This is a genomic window from Rosenbergiella collisarenosi (assembly GCF_018494085.1).
GTDB lineage: Bacteria > Pseudomonadota > Gammaproteobacteria > Enterobacterales > Enterobacteriaceae > Rosenbergiella > Rosenbergiella collisarenosi.
In genome coordinates, this window is record NZ_JABBFP010000001.1 from 147192 (window position 1) to 162279 (window position 15088).

Annotated in this window: 16 protein-coding genes; 10 read left to right on the plus strand and 6 right to left on the minus strand. The window is 48.5% G+C overall.

Going from position 1 to position 15088, the window contains the following annotated elements; all coding sequences use genetic code 11:
- Position 1 precedes the first annotated feature (1 nt).
- From infB to HGT70_RS00715, 8 genes are all read left to right on the plus strand, one after another.
- A complete protein-coding gene (infB, locus tag HGT70_RS00680) occupies positions 2 to 2680 on the plus strand; it encodes a translation initiation factor IF-2 (RefSeq protein WP_071433669.1) in 2679 nt (892 codons plus the stop codon).
- A 67-nt stretch (positions 2681 to 2747) separates the two neighbouring features.
- Positions 2748 to 3152: a 30S ribosome-binding factor RbfA gene (gene rbfA, locus HGT70_RS00685; RefSeq protein WP_071433671.1), complete on the plus strand. Its 405-nt coding sequence runs from the start codon at positions 2748 to 2750 to the stop codon at positions 3150 to 3152.
- Positions 3152 to 4096: a tRNA pseudouridine(55) synthase TruB gene (gene truB / locus HGT70_RS00690; protein ID WP_071433673.1), complete on the plus strand. Its 945-nt coding sequence runs from the start codon at positions 3152 to 3154 to the stop codon at positions 4094 to 4096. Before rbfA ends, truB begins: the two co-directional genes overlap by 1 nt.
- Positions 4097 to 4202: 106 nt before the next feature.
- A complete protein-coding gene (rpsO, locus tag HGT70_RS00695) occupies positions 4203 to 4472 on the plus strand; it encodes a 30S ribosomal protein S15 (RefSeq protein WP_071433675.1) in 270 nt (89 codons plus the stop codon).
- A gap of 298 nt (positions 4473 to 4770) precedes the next feature.
- A complete protein-coding gene (pnp, locus tag HGT70_RS00700; protein ID WP_214194619.1) occupies positions 4771 to 6909 on the plus strand; it encodes a polyribonucleotide nucleotidyltransferase in 2139 nt (712 codons plus the stop codon).
- A 115-nt stretch (positions 6910 to 7024) separates the two neighbouring features.
- A complete protein-coding gene (nlpI, locus tag HGT70_RS00705; RefSeq protein ID WP_071433677.1) occupies positions 7025 to 7909 on the plus strand; it encodes a lipoprotein NlpI in 885 nt (294 codons plus the stop codon).
- Positions 7910 to 8011: 102 nt separating this feature from the next.
- Positions 8012 to 8068, plus strand: coding sequence for a protein YrbN (gene yrbN, locus HGT70_RS16795; RefSeq protein ID WP_157725418.1), 57 nt, complete (start codon positions 8012 to 8014; stop codon positions 8066 to 8068).
- Positions 8069 to 8084: 16 nt separating this feature from the next.
- Positions 8085 to 9953, plus strand: coding sequence for a DEAD/DEAH family ATP-dependent RNA helicase (locus HGT70_RS00715; protein ID WP_071433679.1), 1869 nt, complete (start codon positions 8085 to 8087; stop codon positions 9951 to 9953).
- 46 nt (positions 9954 to 9999) lie between these two features.
- Here the strand turns inward: HGT70_RS00715 and HGT70_RS00720 are convergent, their stop codons facing one another.
- Positions 10000 to 11025, minus strand: a complete 1026-nt coding sequence (locus HGT70_RS00720) for a luciferase-like monooxygenase (protein ID WP_071433681.1) — start codon at positions 11023 to 11025, stop codon at positions 10000 to 10002.
- Positions 11026 to 11267: 242 nt separating this feature from the next.
- On the opposite strand from HGT70_RS00720, the gene HGT70_RS00725 reads away from it, so the two are divergent.
- Positions 11268 to 11774 (plus strand): GNAT family N-acetyltransferase, encoded by a 507-nt coding sequence (locus tag HGT70_RS00725; RefSeq protein ID WP_071433683.1) that lies wholly within the window; start codon positions 11268 to 11270, stop codon positions 11772 to 11774.
- On the opposite strand, the gene HGT70_RS00730 is transcribed toward HGT70_RS00725, so the two are convergent.
- Positions 11752 to 12060 carry a GIY-YIG nuclease family protein gene (locus tag HGT70_RS00730; protein WP_214194620.1) on the minus strand — a complete coding sequence of 103 codons (309 nt, stop codon included), beginning with the start codon at positions 12058 to 12060 and terminating at the stop codon, positions 11752 to 11754. The genes HGT70_RS00725 and HGT70_RS00730 overlap by 23 nt on opposite strands.
- Positions 12061 to 12076: 16 nt before the next feature.
- Between HGT70_RS00730 and HGT70_RS00735 the strand changes: the two genes are divergently transcribed.
- Positions 12077 to 12505: a YhbP family protein gene (locus tag HGT70_RS00735; protein WP_071433685.1), complete on the plus strand. Its 429-nt coding sequence runs from the start codon at positions 12077 to 12079 to the stop codon at positions 12503 to 12505.
- Between the two features lie 22 nt (positions 12506 to 12527).
- On the opposite strand, the gene HGT70_RS00740 is transcribed toward HGT70_RS00735, so the two are convergent.
- From HGT70_RS00740 to HGT70_RS00755, 4 genes are all read right to left on the minus strand, one after another.
- Positions 12528 to 12914, minus strand: a complete 387-nt coding sequence (locus tag HGT70_RS00740) for a RidA family protein (RefSeq protein WP_071433687.1) — start codon at positions 12912 to 12914, stop codon at positions 12528 to 12530.
- A gap of 61 nt (positions 12915 to 12975) precedes the next feature.
- Positions 12976 to 13437 (minus strand): aspartate carbamoyltransferase regulatory subunit, encoded by a 462-nt coding sequence (gene pyrI / locus HGT70_RS00745; protein WP_157725212.1) that lies wholly within the window; start codon positions 13435 to 13437, stop codon positions 12976 to 12978.
- Entirely contained in the window at positions 13437 to 14378 is a 942-nt protein-coding gene (gene pyrB, locus HGT70_RS00750) for an aspartate carbamoyltransferase (RefSeq protein ID WP_071433689.1), read from the minus strand. The genes pyrI and pyrB overlap by 1 nt, the downstream gene beginning before the upstream one ends.
- Positions 14379 to 14591: 213 nt before the next feature.
- Positions 14592 to 15074 (minus strand): arginine repressor, encoded by a 483-nt coding sequence (locus tag HGT70_RS00755; protein WP_071433691.1) that lies wholly within the window; start codon positions 15072 to 15074, stop codon positions 14592 to 14594.
- Positions 15075 to 15088 lie beyond the last annotated feature (14 nt).

Consider the following 15088-nt stretch of genomic DNA (forward strand, 5'->3'; position numbering starts at 1 on the left):
CATGACTGATGTAACAGTAAAAGCGTTAGCAACACAACTGAATACTCCGGTCGATCGCTTAGTCCAGCAATTGGCTGATGCGGGTATTCGTAAATCCGACAACGACTCTGTGACGCAAGAAGAGCAAGATACCTTGCGCGCTCATCAGAAAAATACAGCGTCAAGTAAATTGACGCTACAACGTAAAACTCGTAGTACGCTTAACGTCCCGAGTACCGGTGGAAAAAGTAAATCGGTACAGATCGAAGTCCGCAAAAAACGCACTTATGTGAAAGAAGATGCTGAAGCAGAGCGTAAAGCTCAGGCAGAAGCAGAAGCTCAAGCACAACGTGAAGCGGAAGAAAAAGCGCAGCAAGCGGCAGAGCAAGCCAAGCTGGCGGCTGAAGAAGCGAAGCGTAAAGCGGAAGAAAAAGCTAAGCGTGAGGCGGAAGAAGCCGCTAAACGTCAGGCGGTGGAATCAAATAAAGTGACCCAACAGAATCAAACTATGAATAAAGACGCACAGTCAGAAAAAGCACGCCGCGAAGCCGAAAATGCTGAGTTGAAGCGTAAAACTGAAGAAGAAGCGCGCCGTAAAATCGAAGCCGAAGCGCAGCGTGTCGCTGAAGAAGCTCGCCGCCTGGCAGAAGAAAAAGGCGAAGAGTGGGCAAAAGCGAGTCAGAAGACAGAAGAAGATACTGACTATCATGTGACCACTTCACAGCATGCTCGCCAAGCTGAAGACGAAAATGATCGCGAAGTAGAAGGCGGCCGTACGCGTAGCCGTCCTGCGAAAGCGCCGCGTGCTAAGAAAGGCAATAAGCACTCTGAAGCGAAGACTGACCGTGAAGAAGCTCGTGCGGCAGGACGTGGTGGTAAAGGTAAGCAACGCGGTAAAAGTACTCTTCAGCAAGGCTTTAACAAGCCAGCTCAAGCGGTTAACCGTGACGTGCAAATCGGCGAAACCATTACCGTTGCTGAACTCGCTAACAAAATGGCCGTTAAAGGTTCACAAGTCATCAAAGTGATGATGAAAATGGGCGCTATGGCGACTATTAACCAAGTTGTTGACCAAGAAACGGCGCAGCTGGTTGCTGAAGAAATGGGCCATAAAGTTATTCTACGCCGTGAAAACGAGTTAGAAGAAGCGGTAATGAGTGATCGTGATACAGGTACTACGGCAGAATTAGAGCCGCGTGCGCCAGTTGTCACCATTATGGGTCACGTTGACCACGGTAAAACCTCATTACTGGATTACATCCGTTCAACGCGTGTTGCCTCCGGCGAAGCAGGCGGGATTACTCAGCATATCGGTGCTTACCACGTTGAAACAGACAATGGTATGGTCACCTTCTTAGATACTCCAGGACACGCCGCGTTTACCGCAATGCGTGCACGGGGTGCTCAAGCGACGGATATCGTTATTCTTGTTGTCGCGGCTGACGATGGCGTGATGCCACAAACTATCGAAGCCGTTCAGCATGCGAAAGCGGCTGGCGTGCCAGTGATTGTCGCAGTGAACAAGTGTGATAAGCCAGAAGCAGATCCAGATCGTGTTAAAAACGAGCTAACTCAGTTCGGTATCGTGCCGGAAGAGTGGGGCGGTGAGAACATGTTCGTAAATGTATCGGCGAAAGCGGGTACAGGTATTGATGATTTACTGCAAGCTATCTTGGTACAAGCCGAAGTGTTAGAACTGACAGCTAACCGTAATGGTATGGCAAGCGGTGTAGTCATCGAGTCTTTCCTAGACAAGGGGCGTGGTCCCGTAGCTACCGTGCTGGTCCGTGCAGGAACGTTAAACAAAGGCGACATCGTCCTTTGTGGTTTCGAATACGGCCGTGTTCGTGCGATGCGTGACGAGCTAGGTCGTGAAGTACTGACCGCAGGTCCATCTATCCCGGTTGAAATCCTCGGGATGTCTGGTGTGCCTGCTGCAGGTGATGAAGCGACTGTTGTGCGTGATGAGAAGAAAGCGCGCGAAGTTGCCCTGTATCGTCAAGGAAAATTCCGTGAAGTTAAGTTAGCACGTCAGCAGAAATCTAAGCTGGAGAACATGTTTGCTAACATGACTGAAGGCGATGTTTCAGAGCTAAATATCGTTATGAAGGCAGATGTTCAAGGCTCGGTTGAAGCGATTAGCGATTCCTTACTGAAACTGTCTACTGATGAAGTGAAAGTAAAAATCGTTGGTTCAGGTGTAGGTGGAATTACCGAGACTGATGCAACCTTAGCCGCTGCTTCTAATGCAATCCTGGTCGGATTCAACGTTCGTGCTGATGCGTCTGCACGCCGTGTCATCGATACAGAAAGCTTAGACCTGCGTTATTACTCCGTCATCTATAACCTGATCGACGAAGTTAAAGCGGCGATGAGCGGTATGTTAGCGCCTGAGTACAAACAGCAGATCATCGGCTTGGCACAAGTTCGTGATGTATTTAAATCGCCTAAGTTTGGTGCGATCGCCGGCTGTATGGTTACTGAAGGGATCATCAAGCGTCATAATCCAATCCGTGTTCTGCGTGATAACATCGTTATCTACGAAGGCGAGCTCGAATCATTACGTCGTTTCAAAGACGACGTCAATGAAGTGCGTAACGGCATGGAGTGTGGTGTTGGCGTTAAGAACTACAACGACGTCCGCGCGGGTGACCAAATCGAAGTCTTTGAAATCATTGAAATCAAACGTACTATCGATTAATTGTTAGCAACGCTAGCAGTATTTGGGAGGCCTTTGGCCTCCCGAATTGTTTGAGAGGAACAAAAAAATGGCAAAAGAATTTGGACGCTCACAGCGCGTCGCTCAAGAATTACAAAAAGAATTGGCGCTTATTATTCAACGTGAAATCAAAGATCCTCGCGTTGGAATGATGGTCACTGTTTCAGGGGTTGACGTTTCACGCGACCTTGCCTACGCAAAAGTATTTGTAACGTTTTTAAACGATAAAGACGAAGACGCCGTGAAGCAAGGCGTGAAAGCGCTGCAAGACGCGTCTGGTTTTATCCGGACCTTACTGGGTAAAGCGATGCGTCTACGTATCGTTCCTGAACTGACATTCTTTTATGACAACTCCTTAGTCGAGGGGATGCGCATGTCGAATCTCGTCACTAGCGTCGTAAATAAAGATAACGAACGTCACGTGAAGGACGAGAGCGAGGATAAGGAGGACTAATGGGTCGTCCACGTCGTCGCGGACGCGATATTCACGGTGTGTTGCTGCTGGATAAACCACAAGGCATGTCGTCGAATGATGTCCTACAAAAAGTTAAGCGGCTCTATAACGCGAACAAAGCGGGTCATACTGGTGCCTTAGATCCTTTGGCAACCGGTATGCTACCAATTTGCTTGGGTGAAGCGACAAAATTCTCACAATACCTGCTTGATGCAGATAAACGATACCGCGTCATTGCTCGATTAGGTCAGCGCACCGATACCTCTGATGCCGACGGCAATATCGTCGAAGAGCGACCAATCCAGTTTACGCAACAGCAGCTTGAGCAAGCCTTGGAACACTTTCGAGGTGATACTCAGCAAGTGCCAACGATGTTTTCTGCCTTGAAATATCAAGGCCGGCCACTCTATGAATATGCGCGGCAAGGAGTCACCGTGCCTCGTGAAGCCCGTCCTATCACCGTGTATGAATTACTCTTTATTCGGTGGGAAGGGGAAGAGCTGGAGCTCGAAATCCATTGTTCGAAAGGCACCTATATTCGTACTATCGTTGATGACTTAGGTGAGCTATTAGGCTGTGGCGCGCATGTGAGCATGTTACGTCGCTTGCAAGTCGATCGTTATCCAGCGGAAAAGATGGTAACTCTGGCACAACTCCAACAGTGGGTAGCCGAAGCTGAGTCTGAGGATAGGCCTGCAGCCCAAAGGTTGGACCCATTATTATTATCGATGGATACGCCGGCGGCAGCCTACCCGATGGTTCATTTACCGCAAGTGAGTAGTCATTGGTTTAAATTAGGGCAAGCCGTTCAGGCCGCAGGCGCACCCAGCGATGGTTTGGTGCGAGTGTTTGAAATTGAAACGGACAAGTTCCTTGGTATGGCGCAGATCGATGATCAAGGTCGCGTTGCACCAAAACGTTTAGTCGTGGAATTTCCTCTCTGAGTCGTTTGCACTCTTGCGCCGCCCAGAGTAGAATGGCTGCGCTAAAAGTGGGTCGCTGAATTAGAGATCGGCGGCTCGAATTCATTTAAATTTATTGGAGTATATTATGTCTCTAAGCGTAGAAGCTAAAGCTGAGATTGTTGCTAAATATGGTCGTGATGCTAACGACAGTGGTTCAACTGAAGTTCAAGTTGCTCTGTTAACCGCGCAAATCACTCACCTGCAAGGTCACTTCTCCGAGCACAAGAAAGATCACCACAGCCGTCGTGGTCTGCTGCGTATGGTTTCACAACGTCGTAAGCTACTGGATTACCTGAAGCGTAAAGATGTTCAGCGTTACACTGACCTGATTGCAAGCCTAGGTCTGCGTCGCTAAGTTAAAATCTTTGCGCGAAACTGCCTTGTATTTATACAAAATGCAGAATCAATGTTAAGATTACACCACACTTTGTGTGTAAGGGGCCTACAAGGCCCCTTTTTTTGAATACTAGTTGTCCATTTTGTAACAGACGCTAGAGTGTTATACTGTTGTTGAGTGAAAAAAAGTTGCACGATTCGCGCGGCTAATGACAGGGGTTATGAAGGCCATGAACCTTATCATTAGTCGCGAGGATGCAAACCACTCACCATAACGATGACTTATTGCTTCACACTCCTCGATAAAGGAAATGATTTTGCTTAATCCGACAATTCAAAAATTCCAATACGGTCAACATACCGTAACCATCGAAACTGGCATGATGGCGCGTCAAGCGACCGCAGCCGTGATGGTAAGCATGGACGATACTTGTGTATTCGTTACTGTTGTAGGCCAGAAAAAAGCGAAAGCAGGCCAAGACTTTTTCCCATTGACCGTCAACTACCAAGAGCGTACTTACGCTGCAGGCCGTATCCCAGGCAGCTTCTTCCGTCGCGAAGGTCGTCCTAGCGAAGGCGAAACGTTAATCGCTCGTCTTATTGACCGTCCGGTACGCCCATTATTCCCAGAAGGTTTCGTTAACGAAGTACAGGTTATTGCGACCGTCGTTTCCGTTAACCCACAAGTACACCCTGATATCGTTGCGATGATCGGTGCCTCAGCAGCGCTGTCACTGTCTGGTATCCCGTTCAACGGTCCGATTGGTTCAGCCCGTGTGGGTTACATCAATGATCAATATGTTTTAAACCCAACGGCTGACGAGCTGGCTACCAGCCGCTTAGACCTCGTCGTTGCGGGCACCGAAAATGCCGTATTGATGGTTGAATCTGAAGCTGAAATTCTGTCAGAAGACCAAATGTTAGGCGCGGTTGTTTTCGGTCATGACCAACAACAAGTTGTTATTGAAAATATTAAACAACTCGTTGAGAAAGCGGGCAAACCACGTTGGGATTGGCAGCCAGAAGCTGTTAACGAAAGCCTTAACAGCCGTATCGCAGCGCTGGCGGAGAGCCGTTTAAGCGAAGCTTACCGTATCACTGAAAAACAACAGCGTTATGCTCAAGTCGACGCTATTAAAGGTGAAACGACCGCAGCTTTATTAGCGGAAGATGAAACCTTAGACGAAGGCGAGATCAGCGATATCCTGCACGCGATCGAGAAAAACGTTGTGCGTAGCCGTGTTCTGAATGGTGAACCACGCATTGATGGTCGTGAAAAAGACATGGTCCGTGGCCTAGATGTACGTACTGGCGTTCTGCCACGTACACACGGTTCATCACTGTTCACTCGTGGTGAGACACAAGCCCTAGTTACGGCAACGCTTGGTACTGCACGTGATGCGCAGAACCTTGATGAGCTGATGGGTGAAAAATCTGATTCGTTCCTATTCCACTATAACTTCCCTCCGTACTCAGTGGGTGAGACTGGAATGGTCGGCTCGCCTAAGCGTCGTGAAATTGGTCATGGTCGTTTAGCAAAACGCGGTGTCTTGGCCGTTATGCCTAAGCAAGACGAGTTCCCGTACACTGTTCGTGTCGTATCGGAAATCACCGAATCGAACGGTTCTTCTTCAATGGCTTCTGTCTGTGGCGCATCCTTAGCACTGATGGACGCTGGCGTTCCAATCAAAGCCGCGGTAGCCGGTATTGCGATGGGTCTGGTTAAAGAAGATGAGCGTTTCGTCGTACTGTCTGACATCTTAGGTGACGAAGACCACCTTGGCGATATGGACTTCAAAGTCGCGGGTAGCCGCGAAGGTATCACTGCGCTGCAGATGGATATCAAAATTGAAGGTATCACGCGTGAAATCATGCAAGCGGCTCTTAGCCAAGCAAAAGGCGCTCGTTTACATATTCTAAGCGTGATGGAAGAAGCGATCGGTACGCACCGTGGTGATATCTCTGAGTTCGCGCCACGCATCCATACCATTCGTATCAGCCCAGATAAGATCAAGGATGTTATCGGTAAGGGCGGTTCAGTGATCCGTGCACTGACTGAAGAGACCGGCACTACTATCGAAATCGAAGACGATGGTACCGTGAAAATCGCCGCAACTGATGGTGACAAAGCAAAAGAAGCTATCCGTCGCATCGAAGAAATCACCGCAGATATCGAGGTTGGTCGTATTTACCCAGGTAAAGTTACTCGTATCGTAGATTTCGGCGCGTTCGTTTCTATCGGTGGTGGTAAAGAAGGTCTGGTACACATTTCTCAAATCGCCGACAAGCGTGTTGAGAAAGTTTCTGACTACCTGCAAATGGCACAAGAAGTTCCTGTCAAGGTGTTGGAAATCGACCGTCAAGGCCGCGTACGTTTAAGTATCAAAGAAGCTGTGGAAAAACCACAGACTGAGTCTAACGAAGCGACTGAAGCGCCAACTACTGACGCTGAATAAGGTTCGTTACTCTTTCCTGCTTCGATAACGAAGCAGGATTTATTTTTAGGGTGTCAAATTAATGAGACACCCTAATGTTGACTGCATCCGCATGCTGGTACCTGGGAGTGGAAGAATGAAGCCTTATTTACGCTGGGGTTTTATTGCGACAGCTTTGTTGCTGGCTGGATGTAGCAACGCAAACTGGCGTAAGGACGAAGTATTAGCCGTTCCCTTACAGCCGACGTTGCAACAAGAAGTGATGCTTGCTCGTATGGAACAAATACTTGCCAGTCGTTCACTAACAGAAGATGAACGCGCGCAGTTGTTATATGAGCGCGGAGTGTTGTATGATAGTTTAGGTTTGCGGGCACTTGCACGGAACGATTTTTCCCAAGCACTGTCTATAAGACCTGATATGCCTGAAGTCTTCAATTATTTAGGTATTTATCTTACGCAGGCAGGCAACTATGATGCTGCCTATGAAGCGTTTGATTCTGTACTGGAGCTTGATCCAACTTACAATTATGCGCATCTTAACCGCGGCATCGCGTTTTACTACGGTGGTCGGTATAAGCTAGCGCAAGATGATTTGCTGGCGTTTTATCACGACGATCCTAATGATCCTTTTCGAAGTTTGTGGCTTTATTTAGCGGAACAGAAAATTGATGCTAAGAAAGCTAATTCTGCATTGTTACAACGTTATAATGCAGCGAAAAAAGATCTATGGGGATGGAAAATTGTCGAATTCTACCTGGGGAAGATCAGCGAAAAGCAGCTGATACAGAGCCTACAGGAAGATGCTACGGATAACACCTCGCTCGCTGAACATCTCAGTGAAACCAACTTCTATTTAGGTAAATATTACCTAAGTCTGGGGGAGAAGGATAACGCAGAAGCGTTATTCAAACTGACGGTCGCTAACAACGTAAATAACTTCGTTGAGCACCGATATGCATTGTTGGAGCTGGCGCTACTCGGCCAAGCACAAGACGACTTATCAGAATCTGACCAGCAATAGCTGACAATATTTTTCATCTAGGAATTAAATTTCCATCACCGTTCACGGTGAGGGTGTTTTATTTGTCAAAAACTTCTAATTTGAGCCGGTTCACACTTATCAATGAAAAGACCTGAAAGTTTTCATGACGAGTTATGTAGACTGGCCGCCGCAATCTAAGAGGCACTTGTACTACATGACTGATATTCAAACCACTTTTTCCGATCTAGGCCTTAACGAATTCATTCTTTCTGCATTGAATGACTTGGGTTACGTTAAACCATCACCTATCCAAGCCGAGTGTATCCCACACCTACTCGCGGGTCGTGATGTATTGGGTATGGCCCAAACCGGAAGTGGAAAAACTGCAGCGTTCTCGCTGCCACTCCTTAACAACATCGATCCAACTTTAAAAGCACCTCAAATTTTGGTGCTAGCGCCTACTCGTGAGTTAGCGGTCCAAGTTGGTGAAGCATGTAACGAATTCTCAAAGCATATGCGTGGCGTAAACGTATTGGCACTGTATGGTGGCCAACGTTATGACGTGCAACTGCGTGCATTACGCCAAGGTCCACAAATCGTTGTCGGGACACCGGGCCGTTTACTTGACCACTTAAAGCGTGGCACTCTTGATCTTTCTAATCTGCGTGGCTTAGTACTGGATGAAGCCGATGAGATGCTGCGTATGGGCTTCATCGAAGACGTTGAAACCATCATGGCGCAAATCCCTGAAGGTCATCAGACGGCTCTGTTCTCGGCAACTATGCCAGAAGCGATTCGTCGTATTACTCGTCGTTTCATGAAGAACCCACAAGAAGTTCGTATCCAATCGAGCTTAACGACGCGTCCTGACATCAGCCAATCTTACTGGACTGCATACGGACGTAAAAGCGATGCGCTCGTTCGTTTCTTAGAAGCCGAAGACTTCGATGCAGCGATTATTTTCGTTCGTACTAAAAACGCAACTCTCGAAGTTGCTGAGACGTTAGAGCGTAGTGGCTACAATAGTGCTGCACTAAACGGCGATATGAACCAAGCGCTGCGTGAGCAAACTCTTGAGCGTCTGAAAGACGGTCGCCTAGATATCCTGATTGCGACCGATGTTGCGGCGCGTGGTCTAGATGTTGAGCGTATCAGCCTCGTTGTAAACTATGACATTCCATTAGACGCAGAGTCTTACGTTCACCGTATTGGTCGTACTGGCCGTGCGGGTCGTGCGGGTCGCGCTTTACTGTTCGTTGAGAACCGTGAGCGTCGTTTACTGCGTAATATCGAACGTACGATGAAGCTGACGATTCCTGAAGTCGAGCTGCCTAATGCTGAACTGCTGAGTACTCGCCGCCAAGAGAAATTTGCGGCACGTGTACAGCAACAACTCGAAAGCAGTGATTTAGATCTGTACCGTGGCCTGCTGACTAAGCTATCGCCACAAGAAGATCTCGATATGGAAACTTTAGCTGCAGCGTTACTGAAAATGGCTCAGGGCGAGCGTTCACTGATCGTCCCTACTGAAGCACCTCGTCCTCCACGTCGTGAGTTCCGTGATCGTGACGACCGTCGTGATGAGCGTCGTAGTGATGATCGCCGTGGCCCTAGCCGTGATAGCGGTCCACGCGAAGATCGTCCACGTCGTGAGCGTCGTGAAGTCGGTGATATGCTGCTGTACCGTATCGAAGTTGGCCGCAACGATGGTGTTGAAGTTCGTCATATCGTTGGCGCTATCGCTAACGAAGGCGATATCAGCAGCCGTTACATCGGCAACATCAAATTGTTTGATGGTCACTCAACAATCGAGTTACCTAAGGGAATGCCTGGTGAAGTCCTGCAACACTTCACGAAGACACGCATCCTTAACAAACCGATGAACATGCAATTAATGGGTGATGCTCAGCCGGGCGAACCACGTCGTGGACGCGGTGGTCGTGACGGTGGAAGCCGTGATGGTGCTGGCGCTGGAGCAGGTCGCGGCGGTCGTGAAGGTGGACGTCGTTTCGGCGGTGGAAACCGTAATGAAGGTAACCGTGGTGAAGGTCATCGCGGACGCCGTGAAGAACCACGCCGTTAAGCATTAAGTATTATTACTAATGAGGGAGCCAATAGGCTCCCTTTTTTTATGCCGATAACCGATGCAAGGCTTGATGAGCCTCCATCGCAAGTTGGTAAGAGTAGATCCGAGCATCATTATCGTAAATCTGGCCATTAACGATGATTTCATCGACCTGATACTGCTGTTGTAAGGTCTGTAGGCCATGGGTTATCGTTGCACGATCGCCCACAAGTGAAAGACTTAATGCTCGCTCAACCCCGAATTTCTCCGCAGGGGTCCATATTTTATCCATCGTTTCCACTGGTTCAGGGAGTTTCCCTGGTACGCCACGACGTAAATGAATAAATTGCTGTTGCTGTGAAGTAAAAAGAAAGCGTGCCCGTGCTCGGCTTTCGGCGGCAATGATATTTACGCCAATCATGACATACGGCTGCGAGAGCCGTGCCGAGGGCACGAATGCCTCGCGGTAGAGCGCGATAGCTTGGCTCATTACATCTGGCGCAAAATGGGAGGCAAAGGCAAAAGGTAGCCCTAGCTTTGCGGCGAGTTGGGCACTGTACATACTAGAGCCTAATAACCATACCGGAACAGATAATCCGACACCGGGAACAGGCTGCACATCGAATTTTTCGTTGTCAGATGCATCAAACCAAGTGATTAATTGTCTCACATCTTCTGGAAAACGCTCCTCCATTTGCGGAGATGTATGACGACGTAGCGCATGCATCGTTGTCTGGTCGCTCCCCGGTGCGCGGCCAATCCCTAAATCGATCCGGCCGGGGTAAAGCGATTCTAAGGTTCCAAATTGTTCGGCAATCACTAAAGGGGAGTGATTAGGTAGCATGATCCCCCCGGAACCTAAGCGTAGAGTACGAGTATGAGCCGCGAGATGGCCGATCAATACGCTTGTTGCCGCACTAGCAATACCAGGCATATTGTGGTGTTCGGCCAGCCAGTAACGGTGAAACCCTGCTTGCTCAGCAAATTTGGCTAAGGCGAGTGAGCGCTTGAAGGCGTCCCTTGCCGTATGAGCATCAGGAATAGGGGCGAGATCTAATACCGATAATTTAAAGGGTCGATTGTCAGACATTGTGCACCTTCGAGTAGAGGGGGGCTTGCAATACTACACTCTACGCATCGCCAATTAAATGCGACTCACAGTTTGTGCGAACGGTTGGAAGAGAACGGCTTTTCGTTGACCTTGATGGTTGTTGCGAGCCATTACCGCGATACGATGGAGTATGCTATGCTGATTTTCAATAAGATAACTGAGGGTGAATGACCCCTTTGTTATTCGCTGTCTGAATCTCTACGCCTAGCTGAGGAAAAATTATGCTCCTTCGTACTGAAATTGGTCTCGACGCTGCAGGGATTGATGCACTGACTCGTCATGGTATCGACCGTCCACAGCTTGCAGAACGTATCCGAGCTTTACGTGAGGATGGGCTAATTACGCTGGGAGTCGTAGCCACCGACGAAGAAGGTAAGATATTAGGCTATATTGCATTCAGCCCCATACTGGTTAATGGTGAGGAGCAGCACTGGGTTGTCATTAGCGCGATGGCAATTGATCCCCTTTATGCTTCGACATCGGTAGCGAAAGATTTACTCTTTGAGGGGTTAGATAGCTTAAATGAATTTAGCTATCGGGCAGCTGTGGGTTACCAAGAAATTGACTGGCTTGATAAACAAGGTTTCCAACATGCGCAAGGCTTAACTCTGGACGCGCCAGCATCACAAGCGGTAGTTGTTTATCCTCTTGAGGAGCAAGGCGCCGCGCAACTCAGCGCAGTATTGACCTTACCTCGCACAGAGCTCACTGAACCAACCACGCATTAATATCCAAAGGCTGCTGGTCAATAAGATCGAGTTTGCGCCGCCTAGTAAGCTGTTTTATTCGGTATTCTAGGCGTAGCGCATGAGCGTGATCGCCAACCGCTCGGTGAAAAACGAGCGTCAAAGGCCCTCGCCCACGTAGTGCTTTAGCACCCCGTCCACTCTCGTGCTCGGCAAGACGGCGTATGACATCAGTGGTGATCCCTGTATAGAGCGCGCCCTTAGCCGTTTGTACAAGGTAAAGATGCCATTTGTGGTCGACGCATTCGGTTTGCGTAGTAAGCTGCACGGTAAGGAGTTCCTAAGTGAATGAGTTGTCACATTGTCTTCAGTATCTCGAGCGCCAACATGTCCTAACGCTGTGCACGTATAGTGGCGATGACTGTTGGGCTGCCAACTGTTTTTATGTACTTGATACAAAGAATATCAGTTTTTGGATCATGACAGAACCGAGCACCCAGCATGGTCAATTGATGGTTGCCTCTTCACGGGTTGTAGGGACTGTCAGCGAGCAAACCGAATCGGTGGCAATGTTGCAAGGGGTGCAGTTTCAGGGGCGAATCACGCTGGTCCAGGACGATGATTATCAGCGGGGCTTAGATATGTATCAACAGCGTTTTCCCATCGCTAAAAAGAAAATCGCTCCACTGTGGGAACTGCGTATCGATAGGTTAAAAATGACGGATAATCAATTGGGTTTTGGAACGAAACTCCAGTGGCAGAGGCCAGAGTAAAAGGCCTCTGCTTGATAAAACGTTAGCTACGTAGGGCTATCGCTTCAATTTCGATACCAACATCCTTAGGCAAACGCGCAACCTCTACACAAGACCGGGCAGGGAATGGCGCGTCGTGTTCAGTAAAAAATTGCTCGTAGGTAGCATTGACGGTGGCAAAATCGTTGAGGTCTTTGACGAAAACGGTCGTCTTCACGATATTTTTTACACTCAGTCCCGCTTGTTCGATAATCGCTTTCACGTTGTCGAGTGATTGGCGCGTCTGAGCAGCGATGGTTGCCGCAACCTCTCCCGTTTTAGGATCGACAGGGATCTGGCCTGAAGTGAGGACCAGCTGACCTAGATCGACAGCTTGTACATAGGGTCCAATCGCGGCGGGCGCATGTTGGGTATTAATTTCACGTGACATACTGCTTCCTCATGACGTTAACGAATAGCGTAAGTTTTCATTATAGAGCCGGTAATTATGTTTACCAGTGTCCAATCACTGCCTGACGTGAGAACTCTTTCTCGCAATAATGGCAGCAGAGATACACATCGTTACGACGATTCCTTACCGCAAACCGCGAGTCTACGGGTTCGTTATGGCTGATGCAGTTGGCATTCGGGCATACCAGTACCGCCTTAATTTCCTCAGGCAGGGTGGGGCGTAATTTAGCGACGACCTTGAAATTCTCGATATTGTTGATCGTTGCATTGGGTGCATAAATAGCGAGTTGATTAACTTGATCGGCGGTCAAAAAAGTATTTTCAATCTTGATAAGATCTTTTGTTTTTCCTTCCCCGGACGGTAAATTTAAGCCGATCGTAACGCGCTGATCTGTCTCGGTAAGACGAAATAACGTAAGCAAACGAAATCCGAGGTGGGCGGGAATATGATCAATCACGCTACCGTTATTAATCGCTTCAACTTGTAATTTATCCTGATTCATTATGCCTCTCCCACTAACGAATGATTTAAGACCAACGACAATAGAGCTTGCCGCGCATAGATGCCATTCCCAGCTTGTTGGAAATACCACGCATGGGGCGTTTCATCGACATCAGTAGCGATTTCGTCCACGCGAGGCAGCGGATGGAGTACTTTCATATTACTTTTCGCGACAGTTAAGTGTGCAGCATTCAAAATAAACTGCGCTTTCATATTGGCGTATTCAGAGGGGTCTAAGCGTTCTTTTTGGACGCGGGTCATATACAGAATATCGACCTGAGGAATAATTTCTTCGATACTGTCATGCTGCGACCACGGGCAGCCACTTTCTTCAAGCATATCCGTGATATACGTTGGCATTGCCAACGCCTGAGGGGAGATGAAATAAAAATGGTTACCGGAAAATTTAGACAGAGCCTGTGCGAGCGAGTGCACGGTTCTACCGTACTTTAAGTCACCGACCATCGCAATATGCAAGTGGTCGAGGCTGTGTTGAGTCTCTTGGATGGTAAACAGGTCTAGCAAAGTCTGTGTCGGGTGCTGATTAGCGCCATCGCCTGCGTTCAAGATTGGAACGTGGCCCGAGAATTCAGTGGCTAGCCTCGCGGCACCTTCTTGTGGATGGCGCATCACGATGGCATCGACATACTGACTGATGACGGAAATAGTATCGGCTAGCGTCTCCCCCTTTTTACCTAATGAGGTATTCCCTCCGTCTGCAAAGCCAACTGCCGAGGCACCTAGGCGCTGAATAGCGGTTTCAAATGATAAGCGCGTTCGCGTTGAGGCTTCGAAGAAGCAGCTACCGATCACTTTATGCTGCAGGTGTTCTGGCTGTGGGTTCGCTTTTAAAAAGGCAGCTGTTTCGAGTACCAGCTCTAGCTCGCTACGCGAGAAATCATTGATGGAAATAATATGTTTTCCGTAAAGGGGGTTAGCCACAGGTTACATCCTCAACAGGGTTAGGTTCTGACAAAAAAAAAGCTCCTAAAATAGGAGCTTCTTTCTGAATAATGGGGCTTAGAGAACCACGGCACGTATTCCCGTATTCTGGTAGGTGAAGGCTATGCAGTGTTCGCGTATAAATAGGCATTATGATCGTTCTCTATGCTAGATGCTCGACATTATACGCAGAGAGAGGGGTGGGTAAAATAGCTAATCTTCACTTTTTCTCTCAACACATAGCCAATGGCGTAACCCATGACAGAGCTGGACGGTACGCTGACAATCTTTTGGGGCTATCCAGACGTTATCGTTACCGGCAACGACGCCGATAATCTCATCGGCGTGTTGGCAATCAATCAGTCTAGCGATGGCCTGGCTATATCCTGGGGCAGTATGAATCAATACAAAATTGTTGCTATGTACGATATCGATAACCATTTCCGCGAGAGGATGCTGAGGGGTGACGAGGGGGAGCTGTGACCCATCAATAGCATAAATACGCTGTCCCCGCGCATTTTGGATCTTTACTACTCCTAGCTGTTTCAGTAGCCGGGAAATAGTGGCTAAGCTAACGCGGCCAATCCGTTGTTCAAGATCGCGCTGTAATGCCACTTGCTGGGTGTAGGCGCCTTGCATAATGAGTCGCCGACAAAGGTCGAGTAGATTTTGCTCAATAACAGGTTTAGATCCCATGAGTCGCCTCTTTG